This window comes from Georgenia soli (genome assembly GCF_002563695.1).
Taxonomy (GTDB): domain Bacteria; phylum Actinomycetota; class Actinomycetes; order Actinomycetales; family Actinomycetaceae; genus Georgenia; species Georgenia soli.
Genome location: NZ_PDJI01000004.1, coordinates 402,485 through 419,474 on the forward strand (window position 1 = coordinate 402,485; position 16,990 = coordinate 419,474).

11 protein-coding genes are annotated in these 16,990 nt (G+C 75.7%); 6 read left to right on the forward strand and 5 right to left on the reverse strand.

Annotation, left to right across the window (positions count from 1 at the left end):
• Window positions 1-135: 135 nt before the first annotated feature.
• Both ATJ97_RS03210 and ATJ97_RS03215 read right to left on the reverse strand, forming a co-directional pair.
• Complete coding sequence (locus ATJ97_RS03210; RefSeq protein ID WP_098482506.1) at window positions 136-2,025, reverse strand: ABC transporter ATP-binding protein; 1,890 nt, start codon at window positions 2,023-2,025, stop codon at window positions 136-138.
• Entirely contained in the window at window positions 2,022-3,971 is a 1,950-nt protein-coding gene (locus ATJ97_RS03215) for an ABC transporter ATP-binding protein (protein ID WP_098482507.1), read from the reverse strand. Before ATJ97_RS03215 ends, ATJ97_RS03210 begins: the two co-directional genes overlap by 4 nt.
• Before the next feature lie 119 nt (window positions 3,972-4,090).
• On the opposite strand from ATJ97_RS03215, the gene ATJ97_RS03220 reads away from it, so the two are divergent.
• On the forward strand, window positions 4,091-4,732 hold the full coding sequence (locus ATJ97_RS03220) for a TIGR03085 family metal-binding protein (protein ID WP_245862066.1): 642 nt from the start codon (window positions 4,091-4,093) through the stop codon (window positions 4,730-4,732).
• A gap of 13 nt (window positions 4,733-4,745) precedes the next feature.
• On the opposite strand, the gene ATJ97_RS03225 is transcribed toward ATJ97_RS03220, so the two are convergent.
• On the reverse strand, window positions 4,746-5,342 hold the full coding sequence (locus ATJ97_RS03225; protein ID WP_143426857.1) for a 4'-phosphopantetheinyl transferase family protein: 597 nt from the start codon (window positions 5,340-5,342) through the stop codon (window positions 4,746-4,748).
• Between the two features lie 53 nt (window positions 5,343-5,395).
• Between ATJ97_RS03225 and ATJ97_RS03230 the strand changes: the two genes are divergently transcribed.
• From ATJ97_RS03230 to ATJ97_RS03245, 4 genes are read left to right on the forward strand one after another with little or no spacing between them, the layout of a single operon-like run.
• Window positions 5,396-8,065 (forward strand): AMP-binding protein, encoded by a 2,670-nt coding sequence (locus tag ATJ97_RS03230; RefSeq protein ID WP_143426858.1) that lies wholly within the window; start codon window positions 5,396-5,398, stop codon window positions 8,063-8,065.
• A complete protein-coding gene (locus ATJ97_RS03235) occupies window positions 8,062-9,090 on the forward strand; it encodes an extracellular solute-binding protein (protein ID WP_483866839.1) in 1,029 nt (342 codons plus the stop codon). Before ATJ97_RS03230 ends, ATJ97_RS03235 begins: the two co-directional genes overlap by 4 nt.
• On the forward strand, window positions 9,074-10,696 hold the full coding sequence (locus tag ATJ97_RS03240) for an ABC transporter permease (RefSeq protein WP_098482511.1): 1,623 nt from the start codon (window positions 9,074-9,076) through the stop codon (window positions 10,694-10,696). Before ATJ97_RS03235 ends, ATJ97_RS03240 begins: the two co-directional genes overlap by 17 nt.
• Complete coding sequence (locus ATJ97_RS03245) at window positions 10,693-11,832, forward strand: ABC transporter ATP-binding protein (protein ID WP_098482512.1); 1,140 nt, start codon at window positions 10,693-10,695, stop codon at window positions 11,830-11,832. Before ATJ97_RS03240 ends, ATJ97_RS03245 begins: the two co-directional genes overlap by 4 nt.
• Here ATJ97_RS03245 and ATJ97_RS03250 read toward each other — a convergent pair.
• Window positions 11,823-13,748 (reverse strand): hypothetical protein, encoded by a 1,926-nt coding sequence (locus tag ATJ97_RS03250; protein ID WP_098482513.1) that lies wholly within the window; start codon window positions 13,746-13,748, stop codon window positions 11,823-11,825. The two genes, ATJ97_RS03245 and ATJ97_RS03250, sit on opposite strands and share 10 nt — an antisense overlap.
• Before the next feature lie 97 nt (window positions 13,749-13,845).
• Between ATJ97_RS03250 and ATJ97_RS03255 the strand changes: the two genes are divergently transcribed.
• Entirely contained in the window at window positions 13,846-16,278 is a 2,433-nt protein-coding gene (locus tag ATJ97_RS03255; protein ID WP_098482514.1) for a HelD family protein, read from the forward strand.
• 141 nt (window positions 16,279-16,419) lie between these two features.
• Here the strand turns inward: ATJ97_RS03255 and ATJ97_RS03260 are convergent, their stop codons facing one another.
• Entirely contained in the window at window positions 16,420-16,884 is a 465-nt protein-coding gene (locus ATJ97_RS03260) for a hypothetical protein (protein ID WP_098482515.1), read from the reverse strand.
• Between the last annotated feature and the right edge of the window lie 106 nt (window positions 16,885-16,990).

Genomic DNA, 16,990 nt, shown 5'->3' on the forward strand with positions numbered 1-16,990 from the left:
TTTGGCCATCTCGTCGTTGCGTTGTTGCGTCGTTCCGTCCGTCCGTCGGTCCGTCGGTCCGGCGGTCCACCGGTGCGCCGGTGCGTCGCGGCGCCGGCTCGTGGCTCGTTGCGCGCACCGGACGGACTCGTGGGCTCAGCGGGTCTGGGCGACCCAGGAGCCGTACATCCGCGCGTACGTGCCCCTGGCGTCGAGGAGCTCGTGGTGCCCGCCCACCTCGACCACGTGCCCCTCGTCGACGACCACGACCAGGTCGGCCGCCTCGGCGGTGGAGAGGCGGTGCGCGACGGTCACCGACGTCCGGCCACGGGTGAGCCGGTCGAGGGCGCGGTTGATCCGGGTCTCGGTGGCGGGGTCGACGGCGGAGGTGGCCTCGTCGAGGATCAGCAGGTCCGCGTCGGCCAGGTAGGCGCGGCCGAGCGCGACGAGCTGGCGCTCACCCGCGGAGAGCGACTCCCCGCGCTGGCCGACGGGGGTGTCGAGCCCGGCCGGCAGGGTGGCGATCCATCCGTCCAGGCCGAGGTCGGCGACGGCGGCGCGCACCTCCCCAGGGCTGAGCGTCACGGGGCCGTAGGCCAGGTTGGCCCCGATCGTGGTGTCGAAGAGGAAGCCCTCCTGCGGGACGAGAACCACGCGCTCGCGCAGCCGGGCCAGGGGGAGGTCGCGCAGGTCGGTGCCGTCCAGCAGCACGCGGCCCGCCGTGGGGTCCATGAGGCGGGCGAGCAGCTTGGCAAGGGTGGTCTTGCCCGACCCGGTCTGCCCCACCACCGCCACCTGGGTGCCGGGCTCGATCTCGAGGTCGACGCCGTGCAGCACCTCGGGGCCGCCGGGGTAGGCGTAGCGCACGCCCTGGAACTCGACGCGCGCGGCGCGGTGGCCGCCGCGACGGGCGTCGGCGCGACGGGCGTCGGCGCGGTGGTCGGCGGCGGGGTCGATGCCGGGGTCCGGGGCGGCCGGGGAGGCGTCCCGGCCGTCGGGGAGCGGCAGCGACAGCGACAGCGGCGATCCGCCGGGATCAGTGACGTCCACGGGAGTCTCGAGCACGGCGATGACGCGACGCCAGCCGGCCACCGCGTTCTGCAGCTCGTTGAGGACCTCGGTGGCGTTCTGCACGGGGCCCGTGAACATCTGCACGAGGAACAGGAAGGCGAGCAGCGTCCCCACGGAGATCTCGCCCCGGACGCCCAGGTAGGTCCCGGCGACGACGACGGCCGCGAGCGCCACGGCGGAGAGCACCACCCCGGTGGAGAACGCGAGCGCGACGAGGGTCTGGGCGCGGACGGCCTGGTGCAGGTGGGCGCGCACCGAGCGGTCGATGCGTTCCTGGGTGCGGTCGGCCGCGCCGTAGGCGCGGATGGTCTCCGCACCGACGACGGACTCCGAGACCGCCGACAGCATCGCGCCGACCTTGACCCGCACCGCGCCGTACGCGGCGGAGACGGCTCGCTGCGCCCGCGGCGCGAGCAGCACCATCGGCAGGTAGCACAGCCACACGAGCAGGCCGAGGCGCCAGGAGTAGACGAACATCGCCACGCTGGCGAGCAGCAGCTGCCCGGCGTTGAGGATGAGCATCAGCCCGCCGCGCTGGACGAACATGGAGATGGTGTCCACGTCCGAGGTGACCCGGGAGACCAGCGAGCCGCGCTTCTCGGCGGACTGCGTCAGCGTGGACAGGTCGTGGACGTGGCGGAAGGTCCGCACCCGCAGCTGCGCCAGGCCTGTCTCGCTGGCCCGGTACAGCCGGACGTTCACGACCGCGCTCACCCGCCCCGTGACCACGAGCACCCCGAGCCCGGCCAGGCACAGCCAGGCGACCCGGGTGACGTCGGGCCCGCCCGGCGCGAGGATGCCGTGATCGGTGGCCTGCTGGACGACCACGGGCACGACCACGCGGCCCGCGGTCGCGACGAGCGCCAGCAGCAGCGTGACCCGCAGCCCCTCGGTCATCGCCGGGGACAGCTGGAGCCCGCGGCGCACGGTGGCGACGACGCCCAGCTCGGAGGCGGCGGAGATCTGCGAGCTCATCGGCCCTCCCCCGCCACGCGTGCCGCCCGCTCCGCCTCACGCTCGGCGGTGCGGGCCGCGTAGGCGGTCACCAGCTCGTGGTAGCCGGCGTCGCGGGCGAGCAGCTCGGTGTGCGTACCGGTGTCGACCACCGCGCCGCGGTCGAGATGGACGATCTCGTCGGCCAGCGCGATGGTCGAGGTGCGGTAGGCCACCAGCAGGACCGACGGCCCGCCGAGCGTCGTGGCGCCGAGGCCGGCGAGGATCTGCTGCTCCACCACGGGGTCGACGGCGGAGGTGGCGTCGTCGAGGATCAGCAGGCGGGGGCGCCGCACGAGGGCGCGCGCGATGGCGAGGCGCTGCCGCTGCCCGCCCGAGAGGGTGGCGCCCCGCTCCCCCACGACGGTGTCCAGGCCCTGCGGCAGGGCGCGCACGAACCCGTCGGCGCGGGCGGTACGCAGGGCGGCCCAGACCTCCGCGTCGTCGAAGCGTCCGGTGTCGTCGAGGGTGACGTTGCCGCGCACGGTGTCGTCGAAGACGAACGCGGACTGGCTGACCAGGGCGACGGCGCAGGTGCGGTCGGCCGGGTCGAGGTCCCGTGCGTCGTGGCCGTCGAGCAGCACCCGGCCCCTCGTGGGGTCCATGAGGCGGGCGACGACGGCGGTCAGCGTGGACTTGCCGGCGCCGGTCGGGCCGACCAGCGCGACCGTCCGTCCCGGCGGGACTCTCAGCGAGACGTCGGCCAGCAGGTCCGTGGTGCCGGGCACCTGGCCGGGGTGTCCGGGGACGTGGCCGGAGTGTCCGGGGGCCGCGCCGTCGGCCCCCTCGGCCAGCCGGGTCGGCACGGTGACGGTGACGCGCTCGACGCGGACGTCGAGCCCGCCCTCGCCCCGGAGCCGCCGGTCACCGGCCGGCAGGGCGCCGGTGGCGTCGACGACGCGGGCGATTCGCTCGTGGCCGACCAGCGAGCGCGGCAGCTCGCCGAGGACGAAGCCGATCGCGCGGATCGGCATCGTCATGACGGTGAGCAGGTAGGCGACGGTGACGACGTCCCCGGTCCGGGCGTTGCCCGCCCGCACCTGCAGCGCCCCGACGGCGATGACCGCCAGGGTGGCGGCCGAGGGCAGGAGCTCGATGACCGGGTCGAAGACGGACCGGATGCGGCCCATGGTGACGTTGGCGTCGCGCAGCTCGTCCGCGGTGGCCGCGAAGCGGGTCTGCTCCACGTCCGCCGTGCCGAGGCTCTTGACGAGGAGGGCGGCCTCGAAGCTCTCGTGGGCGACGTCGGAGACCTTGGCGCGCAGGCGCTGGGAGCGGGTGGCCGCGGGGGTCATGCGCCGTCGGAAGATCGCGTTGGCGGTGACCACGAGCGGCAGGACGGTGACGCCGATGAGTCCGAGGAAGGGGTCGGCGAGGAACATCGCGACGGCCGCGACGACCATCATGACGACGACGCCGAGCGCGAACGGCAGCGGGAAGAACACCCCCGACGCGGCCTCGGCGTCGGCGTTCGCGTTGGACAGCAGCTGGCCGGTGGGGTGGCGCCGGTGGAAGCTTACCGGCAGCCGCAGGTACTGGCGGGTCACGCGCAGGCGGTGCGCGGCCTGCACCTCGAAGGAGGCCCAGCCGCCGTAGATGCGGCGCAGCGCGACGCTGGCGGCGGTGAGCAGCCCGACCACCAGCAGCACCCCGCCCGCGCCCCACAGCTGCGCCGGGTCGAGCTCGCGGTCGGTCAGGGCCGGGGCGATGACGCGGTCCGTGATGCGGCCGAGCAGCCACCCGGAGGCGACGGTGCCCACGCCGTACACAGCGGCACCGAGGATCGCGATCGTGGAGGTGCGCGGGGAGTCGGCGATGCCGCGGGCGATCAGGGAGAGGCTGCGGCGCAGCGTGCCGCCGGGCAGCGCGTAGGGCCGCGGTCCGTCCTGGCGGCGCGAGGACGGGCCCTCGGACGCTGGGACGGGCACGACGGGTCCTTCCGGTCACTACCGCTGCGTGGGCTGGACGATCCTCGCACACCACGCGCCCGCTCCGCCGTCGTGGCACCTTGGTCCCCGGACGCACGACGCACGAGGAGAGGTGGCCCATGGGACGGGCGTGGATGGAGGTCGAGCGCGCCGCGCTCGTCGAGACCCTGCGGGCGGCGGACCCGGACGCGCCGACGCTGTGCGAGGGCTGGACGGTGCGGGACCTGACCGCGCACCTGGTGGCGCGCGAGCACCTGCCCCTGCGGCACGCGCTCGACCAGCTGGAGCGCCGCGCCCCCGGCCAGGAGCGGTTCCAGGGCCGCCTGGCCGACGGCGCACGCACCGCCGACGGCTACCGCGCCCTGGTCGACCGGTTCGCCGCCGGCATCCCGGCCCGCTCGCCGATGGCCTGGGCCGGGGACGCCGCGCACCTGATCGAGTACGTCGTCCACCACGAGGACGTCCGCCGGGCGGGGCCCGACCCGGCCGAGCCGCGGACCCTCCCCACTGACCTGGTCCGGGCCGTGTGGGAGCGGCTCGCCCCGCTGGCCCGGATCGCGTACCGGTCCAGCCCGGTGGGCGTGGTGATGGCCGTGCCCGGCGGCCCGCGTCGCGTGGTGCGCCGGCGGGCGGACGCGGTCGTCGTCCTGGGCGACCCGGTCGAGCTCGCGCTGCACGCCCTCGGCCGCGAGCGGGTCGCGGAGGTCGACGTGCTCGGCCGGGACGAGGTGGTGGACCGGTTCCTCGCCGGCCGCTCCTAGGACGGCGTCGCGATCACGGCCAGTGCCGGGACGTGTGCTCCGCGCCGGGCCGGCCGAGCGTGATCAGGGCGGCGGCGTAGCCGGTCACGGGCGGCTCGAGCTCCGTGGTCACCTCGTCCTCCTCGGCGGCCGGCCGGAGGTCGGGACGTCCGGGAACCGGGGCACCGGTCCGGGCACCGGCCCGCGCCTTGACCACGGCCTCCCGGCGTACCCATTCGAAGGCGGCGTGGGCGTCGGCGCCGGCGTCGGGCAGGTCGGACACCCGCTGGACGTCGACGCCCACCGGCCCGTGCGGGCTGAGGGCGACGACGACGAGCACGCCGGAGTGCGAGACGGACACCCAGGGCACCGGCCCGCCGGGACCCACGATCCGCGGCGCGCCGTGGGGCCGGCCGCACTCGCTGCAGGTGCGGTCCACGACCACCTGGTCCGGTTCGGCCCCCAGGTGGGCGGCTGCCGCGACCCGCAGCAGCGCCGCGCCCACCAGGGAACGGCCGCGGTCGGCCGGTCGCTCGAGCGACCGGACCCGCGCCCGCTCCGTGGCGTCGAGCACGGCGAGCAGCTCGACGTCCGCGGCAGCGAGGGACGACCACCACACCTCAACAGCCACCGATTAACCTCACACTTGTCTGACGTAAGTAGGTAAGGCTAGCCTCACTCGTCGTGCCGACGTTGACTGACACCTCCCCTGCACCGCCCGGTGCTGCGCTGCTGCCGTCCCCGGCCGCGGCGATGGTGGGGCGCCCGGCGCTGCTCTCCGCATCGGGGGACCTCCTCACCTACGAGCAGCTGCACGCACGCGTCGCAGACGTCGCCCGCCGTCTCCCGGACGCCGCCGACGGCCGACGGCTCGTGCACCTGCCGCTGCGCGCCGACCTCGAGAGCGTGACGGCGTACCTCGCGACGCTGGAGGCCGGTCACGTTGCGCTGGTCACCGCGGACGCCCGCACGGCCGGCATCGTCGAGCGCTACCGCCCGGACGTCACGGCGACCGGCGACCCGGCGGACCCGTTCGAGGTGATCTCACCGGCCCCGCGGCACCTGCTCCACCCCGACCTCGCTCTGCTGCTGAGCACCTCGGGCAGCACCGGCTCCCCGAAGCTCGTCCGGCTCTCCCGCCACAACGTCGTCAGCAACGCCACCGCCATCGCCGAGGCCCTGCGGATCACCGCGGCCGACCGCGCCGTCACCAGCCTGCCCCTGCACTACTGCTTCGGGCTGTCCGTGCTCCACTCGCACCTGGTGGCAGGCGCCTCCGTGGTGCTGCACGAGGGGTCCGTCCTCGACGAGACCCTGTGGGACACGGTGGACGACCTCGGGGTCACGACGCTCGCGGCCGTGCCGCACATGGTCGAGCTCATGGAGTCCGCCGGCGTGCTCGCGCGGCCGCACCCCTCGCTCCGCCTCCTGGCCCAGGCGGGCGGGCGGATGAGCCCCGACCGCGTGGTCCGCACCGCGGCCCTGGGCCGGGAGCACGGCTGGGAGCTGGCCGTCATGTACGGCCAGACGGAGGCCACCGCGCGCATCTGCGTGCTCGACCCGGCGCTGGTGGCGGAGAATCCCGACGCGGTCGGGCGCCCGGTCGCCGGCACCTCCCTCCACCTCGACCTCACGGTGCCGGAGGCCGCCGACGGCGCCGGCGAGGTGGTGGTGCGCGGTCCCGGCGTGATGATGGGCTACGCCGAGCACCCCGACGACCTCGCGCTCGGCCCGATGCTGAGCGAGCTGCGCACCGGAGACCTCGGCCGGGTGGGGCCGGACGGCCTGCTGCGGCTCGTCGGGCGCCGGTCCGGGTTCGTGAAGGTGATGGGCCTGCGGGTCGACCTCGCGACCGTCGAGGGCGCCCTGGAGTCCGCCGGTCTCACGGCGTGCGTCGGCGGTGACGACACCGGCGTCACCGTGGCGGTCGAGCCGGAGGCAGGCGTCAGCACCGTCGAGACCGCCGGCCGGGCCCGGCGCCTGGCCGGTGAGGCGTCGGGCCTCGGCCCTGCGGCAGTGGCCGTCGCCGTCGTCGAGCTGCCCCGTCTGGACAACGGGAAGGTCGACCGCCTCGGCTGCGCCGCGCTCGCGCGGGGTGGCTCCCCCGAGGCTTGCGAGGAGACCCGGCTCCGCACCGCCGAGTCGATGGGGGCCAGCCCCACCCTCGCCGTCCGCGTGGCCCGCGCCGTCTGCGACGTGCTCGGCCTCGACGCGATCGACCTCGACCGCACCTTCGTCCAGGCGGGCGGGGACTCCCTCAGCCACGTCCAGGCCTCCGTCCGGCTCGAGGGCCTCCTCGGGCCGCTGCCGCGGGGCTGGCACCACCGCCCCCTGGCCGAGCTCGTCGAGGTGGGACGCTCCCGTGCCCGCTCCGCGGAGCCTGCAGGGGGCGCACGCCCGGGCGGACCGCTCGGCTGGTGGCGCCAGCGGCGGCGCGGCTGGCGCAGCGTCGAGACCTCCGTCCTGCTGCGCGCGATCGCCGTCGTCATCATCTGCGGCTCCCACGCCGACCTGTTCCGCATCCTCGGCGGCGCGCACACCCTGCTCGCGGTGGCCGGCTTCAACGCCGCCCGCTTCGGCCTGTCCATGGCCACCGCCCGGGGTCGCTGGCGGGCGGCGGGCCGCACGCTCGTCGGGGTGGCGGTCCCCACGATGGCGGTGGCCCTGGTCGGCTTGGTGACGCAGCAGCGCTACGGGTGGGCCAACGTGGCGCTCGCCAACTGGATGGTCGGCGACGTCACGTACGGGTTCCGCAACGAGCTGTGGTTCGTCGACGCGCTCGTCGCGAGCACGCTGCTGATGACCGCCGTCCTGTCGGTGCCGGCGCTGTCCCGGGCCTGGCGCCGCGACCCGTGGGTCGTGGCCGCCGCGGCGGCGGTCCTGGCCCTGGTGCCCCGGTTCGTGATCCTCCACCTCGGCGAGGGCGTGCTGCGCGGCATCATGCCGACGACGTTCTGGCTGTTCGCGGTCGGGGCGGCGGTCGCCCTCGCCGACACCCGTCGGCGACGCCTGCTCACCGTCGCGGTCGCCGTCGTCGGCGGCGCGACGTACTTCCCCGACGACCCGGTGCGCAACGCGACGGTCCTGGCCGGTGTCGCGGCCCTCGCGTTCATGCCCGAGGTGCGGCTGCCCGGCCGGTGGGTGCCGGTGATCGGGGTGCTCGCGGCCGCGTCGCTGTACGTCTACCTGGTCCAGTTCCAGATCCTCGACCTCATCTCCGCGCCCCTGGGCGCCACCGCCGTGGCGATCGCCGCCGGCTGCCTCCTGTGGCGCCTGGCCGACCGCCCGGTCCGGCGCCTCCAGGATCTTGTCCCCCCGCTCGAGCCGACGAAACGGACGATCACGTGCCCCTGAACCGACGCCCCCTCCTGGGCGCCCTGCTGGCCCTTCCCCTCGCGCTGACCGCCTGCGCCGGCGGGGGCGACGGCGAGCAGCCGTTCGAGGCCGAGGCCGGCGCCCTGCAGATCTACTCCTCGCAGCACCGCAACGTCACGCAGGCGTGGGCCGAGGAGTTCACCCGGAGCACCGGCATCGAGACCCAGATCCGCGAGGGCCAGGACTCCTCGATGGGCCACATGATCGTCGAGGAGGGCGAGAGCTCTCCGGCGGACGTGTTCCTGACCGAGAACTCCCCGGCCATGACCGTGGTCGAGCGCGCCGGTCTCCTCGCGCCGGTGGCGGAGGAGACCCGGGGGCAGCTGCGCGAGGGGACGGCGCCGTCCTCCGGCCTGTGGACGGCGATCGCGGCCCGCTCGACCGTGCTGGTCTACAACACCGACCTGATCAGCGAGGAGGAGCTGCCCGCCTCGCTGATGGACCTCGCCGACCCGGAGTGGGCCGGCCGGTGGGGGGCGGCACCGGGCGGTGCCGACTTCCAGGCGATCGTGGCCGGCATGCTGGCCGACCGGGGGGAGGCCGAGACGCGCACGTGGCTCGAGGCGCTCGCCGAGAACGCCGAGGTCTACCAGAACAACATCGCCACGATGAAGGCGGTCAGCGCCGGCGAGGTACCGGTCGGGATCATGTACCACTACTACTGGTACCGCGACCAGGCCGGGGAGAAGGAGAGCAGCGCCAGCACGGCCCTGCACTACTTCGGCAACCAGGACCCCGGCGCGTTCGTCAGCCTCTCCGCGGGCGGGGTGCTCGCCTCGTCCGACATGTCCGACGAGGCCCAGCAGTTCCTCGCCTACGTCACCGGCCCGGAGGGGCAGAAGGTGCTCGTCGACAGCGGGTCGATGGAGTACGCGGTCGGCGCCGGCGTCGAGTCCGACCCGGCTCTTCCCCCGCTCGACGAGCTGGAGGCGCCCCCGGTGGACCCGTTCACCCTCAACTCCGACGAGGTCCTGACGCTGATGACAGATGCCGGCATCCTCTAGGACCCGAAGCGCCAGCAGGGCGCAGGGCGTCGCCCCTCACGGCGTCGTCCGGGCGCGGGGCGTCGCCCCTCACGGCGTCGTCCGGGCGCCTGGCGTCGTCCGCGTGCGGGGCGTCGCGCTCGCCGCAGCCGCGGTGGCCGCGCTCACCGTCCTGCCGCTGCTGGTGGTCCTCGCCGACGCGATCTCCGCGGGCGGCGCGGGGGCGGCCGAGTACCTCCTCCGGCCCCGGGTGGCCGAGCTGCTCGGCCACACCGGCATGCTCGTCGCCGTCACCGTGCCCGCCACCGTCGTCGTCGGCACCCTCGCCGCCTGGCTGGTGGAACGCACCGACCTGCCGTGGGCGGGGCTCTGGCGGGCTCTCCTGCTGGCGCCGCTGGCCGTGCCCGCGTTCGTCAGCGCCTACGCCTGGGCGACGGTCGCGCCGTGGCTCACCGGGTTCGCCGGCGCGGCCCTGGTCACGACACTGGCGTACTACCCGTTCGTGTTCCTGCCGGTGGCGGCCATGCTGCGGGCGCTCGACCCCGCGGACGAGGAGGTGGCCCGGTCCCTGGGACTCTCACCCGCCGCCGTCGTCGCCCGCACCGTGCTCCCCCGCCTCCGGCCCGCCCTGAGCGGCGGGGCGCTGCTGGTCGCGCTGCACCTGCTGGCCGAGTACGGCGTGCTCGAGATGATGCGCTTCCAGACGTTCACCACCGCCATCATGCAGCGGTACGCGGTGGGGTTCAGCGACAGCTCCGGCAGCCTCCTCGCCTCCGTGCTGCTGGCGCTGTGCCTGCTCACCCTCACCCTCGAGGTGGCCGCCCAGGGGCGCCGGCGGGTGGCCCGGGTCGGCTCCGGGGCCCAGCACCCCGCCCCGCAGCTTCCCCTCGGCGTGTGGAAGGCACCCGCCGCGCTGGTGCTGACCGCCGTCGTCGGGCTCTCGCTCGTCGTCCCCGTCGCCACCGTCACGCGCTGGCTGGTCTCCGCCGTCGCCGACGGCGAGGTGGGCGGCGACCTGCTGCGCGTCACCTCCAACACGCTCGTGCTGGCGCTCCTGGGCGGCGTGGCGGCCGTCGTGGCCGCCCTCCCCGGGGCGTGGTTGCTGAACCGCCACCGCTCCGCTCTCACGCTCCTGCTCGAGCGCGCCACCTACCTCGCCAGCGCCCTGCCCGGCGTCGTCGTCGGGCTCGCGCTGGTCACCCTCGCCGTCAACTGGGCGCGGCCGGTCTACCAGACCGTCTGGCTGGCCGTCCTGGCCTACGCCATCCTGTTCCTGCCCCGCGCCATGGTCTCGCTGCGCGCCGGCCTCGCCGCCGCACCGCCGGAGCTGTCGGAGGCAGCGCGGTCGCTCGGGCTCCGTGGCCCGGCCACCCTCGCCCGGGTGGTGCTCCCGCTCATGGGCCCGTCGGTGCTGACCGGCTTCGTCCTCGTCGCTCTCGCGATCAGCACCGAGCTGACCGCCACCCTGCTGCTGGCCCCCACCGGCACCGACACCCTCGCCCTGGCCTTCTGGAGAGAGACCGGCGAGCTCGACTACGCCGCCGCGGCCCCGTACGCGGCCGCCATGATCGTCCTGTCCGTACCGCTGACCATGCTGCTGCGGCGACACCTCCTGGAGGAGCGATGACCGAGGTCCGACTGCGGGCCGTCACGGCGGGCTACGGCCGGGAGGCCGTTCTCGACGAGGTCGACCTCGTCGTGCCGACAGGCACGACCACCGCGATCCTCGGAGGCTCCGGGAGCGGCAAGACGACACTGCTGCGGACGGTCGCCGGGTTCCTGCGGCCGCTCGGGGGCGAGGTCCTCATCGGCGGCCGCACCGTCGCCGCGGCCGGCACGTGGGTGCCGCCTGAGCGGCGCGGCGTCGGCTACGTCCGGCAGGAGGGCGGCCTCTTCCCGCACCTGTCGGTCGAGGGGAACATCGCCTTCGGGCTTCCGTGGCCACGGCGCCGGCACCGCGACCGCGTGCTGGAGCTGCTCGACCTCGTGGGCCTGCCCGCCGAGCTCGCCGACCGGCGACCCGACCAGCTCTCCGGCGGTCAGCAGCAGCGCGTCGCCCTGGCCCGGGCACTCGCCCCCCGACCGGGGCTCGTGCTCCTCGACGAACCGTTCTCGTCGCTGGACACCGCCCTGCGCGCGGCCACCCGGGAGGCCACGGCCCGTGCCCTGCGCGCCACCGGTGCGACCGCGATCCTGGTCACCCACGACCAGGGCGAGGCGCTGTCCTTCTCCGACCAGGTGGCGATCCTGGGGGCGGGCGCGATCCGTCAGGCGGCGCCGCCGAGGGTGGTCTACGGCGAGCCCGCCGACGTCGAGGTGGCGGAGTTCCTCGGCGACGCCGTGCTCGTCCCCGGGACCGCACGCAACGGCCGTGTGGAGTGCCTCCTCGGCACGCTCCCCGTACGGGGCTACGTCCCCCGCGGCGCGGTGACCGTCATGCTGCGGCCCGAGCAGATCACGCTCACGCCCGGCGGCACCGGCAGGCTGGACGCCACCGTGCGCAGCGTCGCCTACTTCGGCCACGACGCCGTGGTGGAGCTGGAGCTGGACGGGTCCGGGCTCGCCGAGCAGGTCAGGGCCCGCGTGGTCGGCCTGCAGCCGCCGGAGCCCGGCGAGCGGGTGGGCCTCGACGTGGCCGGGCCGGTGCGTGCCTTCCCCGCGGCCGGCCGGACGTCCGGCAGCGACGACGTGCGCCCGGAGGCGAGTCCCGTCGTCCCGGTGCCGGTCCCTGCCCCGCGCGTCCGGGAGGCCCGTCAGCCGTAGAGGAACGTCCCCGAGACGACGAGCACCCACAGCACCAGCAGCGCCCACGGTCGCCGCGGCGCCGGTCCGGTGGTCACGGAGACGTGCCCGTGCGCGGCACCGGTCGTCCCGTACCGGCGGGCTGAGAGCAGCACGGCGCGGAGCTGCGCCGCCGTGCGCCAGCCGGCGTGCAGCGGCCCCTTTCGCGGGTCGGCGGCGACGACGGTCACCACCTCGCGGAAGTCTTCCTCGTCGTCGTGGTCGGCGCCGGGACCGCCGACCTCGTCGAGATCGTCGGCGGGAGCCGGAGCGACGGGCGTCGGCCCGTCCGGCGTCGGTCCGTCCGGCCTCGGCCCGTCCGGCTCTTCCGCCAGGACCAGGTGCACGTCCCTCCCGTCGGCGAAGGCCCCGTCCAGCGCAGCCCAGGGCACGGAGCGCCGCGGGCCGAACGGGCCGACGACGGAGACGCCCGCGCCGTCCCAGGCCAGCCGGGGCCGGATCGCGAACCGCCAGGTCAGCTCGAGGGCGAGCAGGCCGGCGAGCGCGGCGACGGCGCGCGGCCCCAGGCCGGTCCAGCCCAGCACCAGGTCCAGCAGGGGATGCCCGGCGACGACCAGGAGCAGCGCGAGGACCACCCGGACCCCTTGCGCCCACCCCGGCACCTGGTGCCGGCCCTCCGTGACCAGTCCGGTCCGGTCGCGCGGGGCGAGGTCGTCCGGGGAGAAGCCCCGCAGCGCGAGCTCCTCCATGTCCTCGTCCGCACCGGCCGGGAGCTGCAGGCCGTCGAGCTCCGCCCGCACGGGGCCCTCCACGGTGCCGTCCGGCCAGCGGACCGCCACCCAGTGGTCCGGCGCAGGGACGCCGATCACCGTCACCGGCTCGAGCGGCGGCAGCTCCTCGTCGTCGTCCTCGTCCGCGTCGTCGGTCTGTTCGCCCCGGGCGTCGGCCGGCCGGTTCGTGGGCAGTGCGACCAGCGGCGTCGTCGGGGCGGCGCTCGGCGCCGGGTAGACGAGGGCGTCCTCGCCCACGATGCGGCGGCCGAGCGCGGAGCTCACCGGCTGGGGCTCCGCGTCGAAGGCCGCCCGCTCACGGCGCAGTCGCACCGCCTTCGCCACCTGGGCGGCGGCCAGTGCCGCGGCGACCACGGCGGGCACGTCGAGGACGGTTGCGTCGTACGGCTCGGCGAGGAGGCGCACGTCGCCCTCGGGCAGCAGCCACACCTGCTGTCGCGAGCCGACCGGGTACTGCTCGGACCCGAAGGTGTCGATCTCCGTGGTGCCGGCGACCCCCGGCACCTCCACGGCGATGACGTACTCGTCCACGTGGTCCGCCACCGTGGCGACCACCACCTGGGCGGCCGCCTCCGCGGCGGCCGCCTCGCGCCCGAGCCCGGCGCCGTACCACGTGGTGGCGACCGCCGCGGCGAGCAGGGCCGCGGCGCCGGCCAGCAGTCGGCGGGGCCAGCGGGCACGTCCGGTGGGCACGCCCAGCTGGGACGGGACCACGGCCGGGGCCCCGCGCTCGAGGAGCAGCGCCCGCGGCGCGCGGCGTGCCTCGTGCCGGCGCCACGCCACCCATGCCAGCACACCGGTGTACCCGAGGAGGCTGACCGCAGGGAGGGACGACCCGGTCGCGCTCAGGCCGCTGCCGGCCAGGGCCCACGCCGTCGCCACGGAGCCGAGGGCCACGCCGACGGGACCGGAGACTCGCACCACCAGCGCGGACGCGAGGAGCAGGCCGAAACCGACGGCCTCGGCGTGGTCAGGTCCGCAGGGCGCCGCGGCGGTGCACACCGACCCGTCGGTGCTGACGGCCACCGCACCGACGAGGACGAGGGCGAGGAGGACGGGGCCGAGCGTGCGGTACCGCGGATGGGTGGCCGCCTGCAGCACCCGGCCGCCCAGGGTCGGCGTCAGCGGCGGGAAGGAAGTGCTCACGGGAGTCGGATCCTGCCAGGCGCCGCCCCGCGGTGCGGGTAGCCTCGACGGCGCGCCACCGCGACGTCAGTGTCCGGCCGGGCCAGGAGGGTGGAGGATGACCGAGCTCGAGCGCGAGCAGGAGTACGTCGACCGGCTGTACGCCCGGGTCGACGAGCTGCGCGCGCAGGTGGCCGAGGAGCTCGCCGGCGCGCTGCGCGAGCGCGGTGCCTCCGCCCGCGACCTGGTCGAGCGCGAGGCCCGGGTGGACCGGCTGACGGAGCGGGCGGTCGCCCTCGACCACGCCGAGAACGGGCTGTGCTTCGGCCGGCTGGACCTCGCGGACGGGCAGGTCCGCCACGTCGGCCGCACCGGCCTGCGCGGCCCGGCCCCCGAGCGCACCCCGCTCCTGCTCGACTGGCGCGCCCCCGGCGCCCGCCCCTTCTACGTCGCCACCCCGGCGGACAACCACGGCGTGGTGCGGCGCCGGCACCTGCGCACGGAGGGCCGGAGGGTCGAGCGGATCGAGGACGAGCTGCTCGACCTCGACGTCGCCCCCGGCAGCGTGCAGCTGCAGGGCGAGGGCGCGCTCATGGCGGCGCTGGCGGAGCACCGTACCGGCCGCATGAAGGACATCGTCACCACCCTGCAGGCCGAGCAGGACGAGATCGTCCGTGCCGGCGTCGACGGGGTGCTCGTTGTCCAGGGCGGGCCGGGCACCGGCAAGACCGCCGTGGCCCTGCACCGCGCCGCCTACCTGCTCTACGCCCAGCCCTCGGTCGCGCGCCGCGGCGTGCTCGTCGTCGGGCCGACCCCGACGTTCCTCGACTACATCGAGCAGGTCCTGCCCTCCCTCGGCGAGACGCAGGTGGTGCTCACCACGCCCGAGCACCTCGTGCCCGGCGTGATCCCGGTCCGCCGGGAGGAGCCGGCGGTGGAACGGCTCAAGGGCGACGTCGTGATGGCGGAGGTCCTCGCCCGCGCCGTCCTGGCACGGCAGGCTGCCGCGGACGACGTCACGATCACCTTCGAGGGCGACGAGTACCACCTGCCCGGGCACGTGCTCCAGGCCGCCGCCGAGCGGGCCCGCCGGGCGGGCCGGCCCCACAACGTCGCGCGGCGGCACTTCCGCGCCGAGATCGTCACCGCGCTGGCGCTGGAGGTGGTCGGTGCCGGCTTCCGTCTCATGCAGGACGTCGAGGAGGGGCTCGAGGACGAGCTCGCCGCGGTCGACGCCTCGCTGGCCAAGAACCCGGACGCCGTCCTGGCGCGCGTCGACGCCGTCGGCACCCAGATCGACGGGCTCGCCGCCGCGCACGAGGTGCCGCACGTCGAGCGGGAGCTGCTCGCCGACCCCGCCGTGGCCGCCGAGCTCGAGGAGCTGTGGCCCACGCTCACCCCGGACGCCCTGCTGCGGGACCTCTTCGCCGGGCCCCAGCTGCTCACGGCAGCGTCCGCCGGCCTTCTCGACGTCGACGAGCGGAACCTCCTGCGGCGGGACCTGGGGACCGAGTGGTGCGTCGCCGACGTCCCGCTCCTCGACGAGGCCGCGGAGCTGCTCGGCGTCGACGAGTCCGCCGCCCGCGCCCGGGAGGAGCGGAGGCGGCGGGAGAACGCCCGCTTCGCACGCCAGGTGCTCCGCTCGAACGACCTGCTCGTCGAGGAGGGCGACGGCGACGCCGTCAGCGCCGGCGCCCTGCTCAGCGACGACGAGCTCGCCCGCCGCCACGCCGAGACCGACCGGCGCAGCTTCGCCGAGCGGGCGGCGGCCGAGCGCACGTGGGTGTACGGCCACGTCATCGTCGACGAGGCCCAGGAGCTGTCCGCGATGACGTGGCGGGCGCTGTTCCGCCGGTGCCCGGCCGGGTCGATGACCGTGGTCGGCGACGTCCACCAGGCGTCCGGCCCGACGGCGGTGGAGAGCTGGGAGGTCGCGCTCGCCCCGCACACCTCGGCCCGGGTGCGCCGCGCGGAGCTCACCGTCAGCTACCGCACGCCGCAGGAGGTGATGGACGCCGCGCTGCCGGTGCTCCGCGCGCTGGACCCGGCGGCCCCGGCGCCGCTGTGCGCGCGCTCGACCGGCGCCGTGCCCGTGCGCGTGCCGGTCGGCGAGGAGGGCCCGGCGGCGGAGCACGTGGACGACGGCCCGGCGGCCGAGGACGGGGACGGGGACGTGGACGTGGACGTGGACGATGCGGCGCCGGGCCCGCTTCCCCGGGCTGTCGCCGCCGTGGTGGGCCGGGCGCTCGCTCGTGGCGACAGGACCGGCGTCGTCGCCCCCGAGGGGCGGGTGGCCGAGCTGGCGGCGGCGCTGGGCGCCCGGGCCGGGGCGACGGACCTGCGCGCCGACGTCGTCGTCCTCTCCCCCGCCGAGGCGAAGGGGCTGGAGTTCGACGCCGTCGTCGTCGCAGAGCCTGCCGAGATCCTGGCGGCCGAGCGGGGTCTCAACGACCTCTACGTGGCGATGACCCGGCCGACGTCGACGCTGACGGTCGTGCACACCGGCGAGCCGCCCGCGGTGCTGGCGCACATGCCCGTCGGCAGCGTGTGAGAACACCGGGCACGTCCCCACCGCACGTCCGCGCGTTCGGTGCACGTTCCTGCCCTCGGTGCACGTTGCAGGACGCACCAGACGAACGAAGGTGCACCGCAAGTCGGCGCAGTGGCGCGGTGGTTTCACCGGTCGCGATGGTCAGGGCGTGGCGATGGTGCGGCCGCCGCCACCCTCCGTCAGGGCCCGGACCAAGGACACGAGCGCGACGACGATCGCGATCGCGCTGCCGGCGATCCCGAGCCCCAGGACCCAGCGGGTGAGGAGCTCCCAGTCGAACGTGGCGCCGCCGAAGTCGAACGGGAACACCTGCCACATCCGGACGAGGGCGACCAGGCCCACGGCGCTCGTCGCGAGGTCACCGAGCGCCCTGACCCAGGCGGGGTCGTGGACCACGTAGACCGCGTTGACGACGAGACTCACCAGGATCGACGCGTTCACGAGCGGGATCACCGCGGCGGTGTCGGCCGTCAGGAACGGCACCGCCTGCCAGCCGGGCCAGGCGTTGACCGCGTAGAGCATCACCGCGTTGACCACCACGGCGATCGTGTAGCCGAGACGCCGCGCACCGACGGCGGGGCGCTCGCGCACCGTTGCGTTGGACATGTGGACCTCCCTCGGGTCGCCCACCTGTCTCCACGCTAGGCACGGCGGTCACGCGCCATCGAGGGCCCAAGGTCATGCCTCAGGCATCAGGGTCACGCGGCGGGCA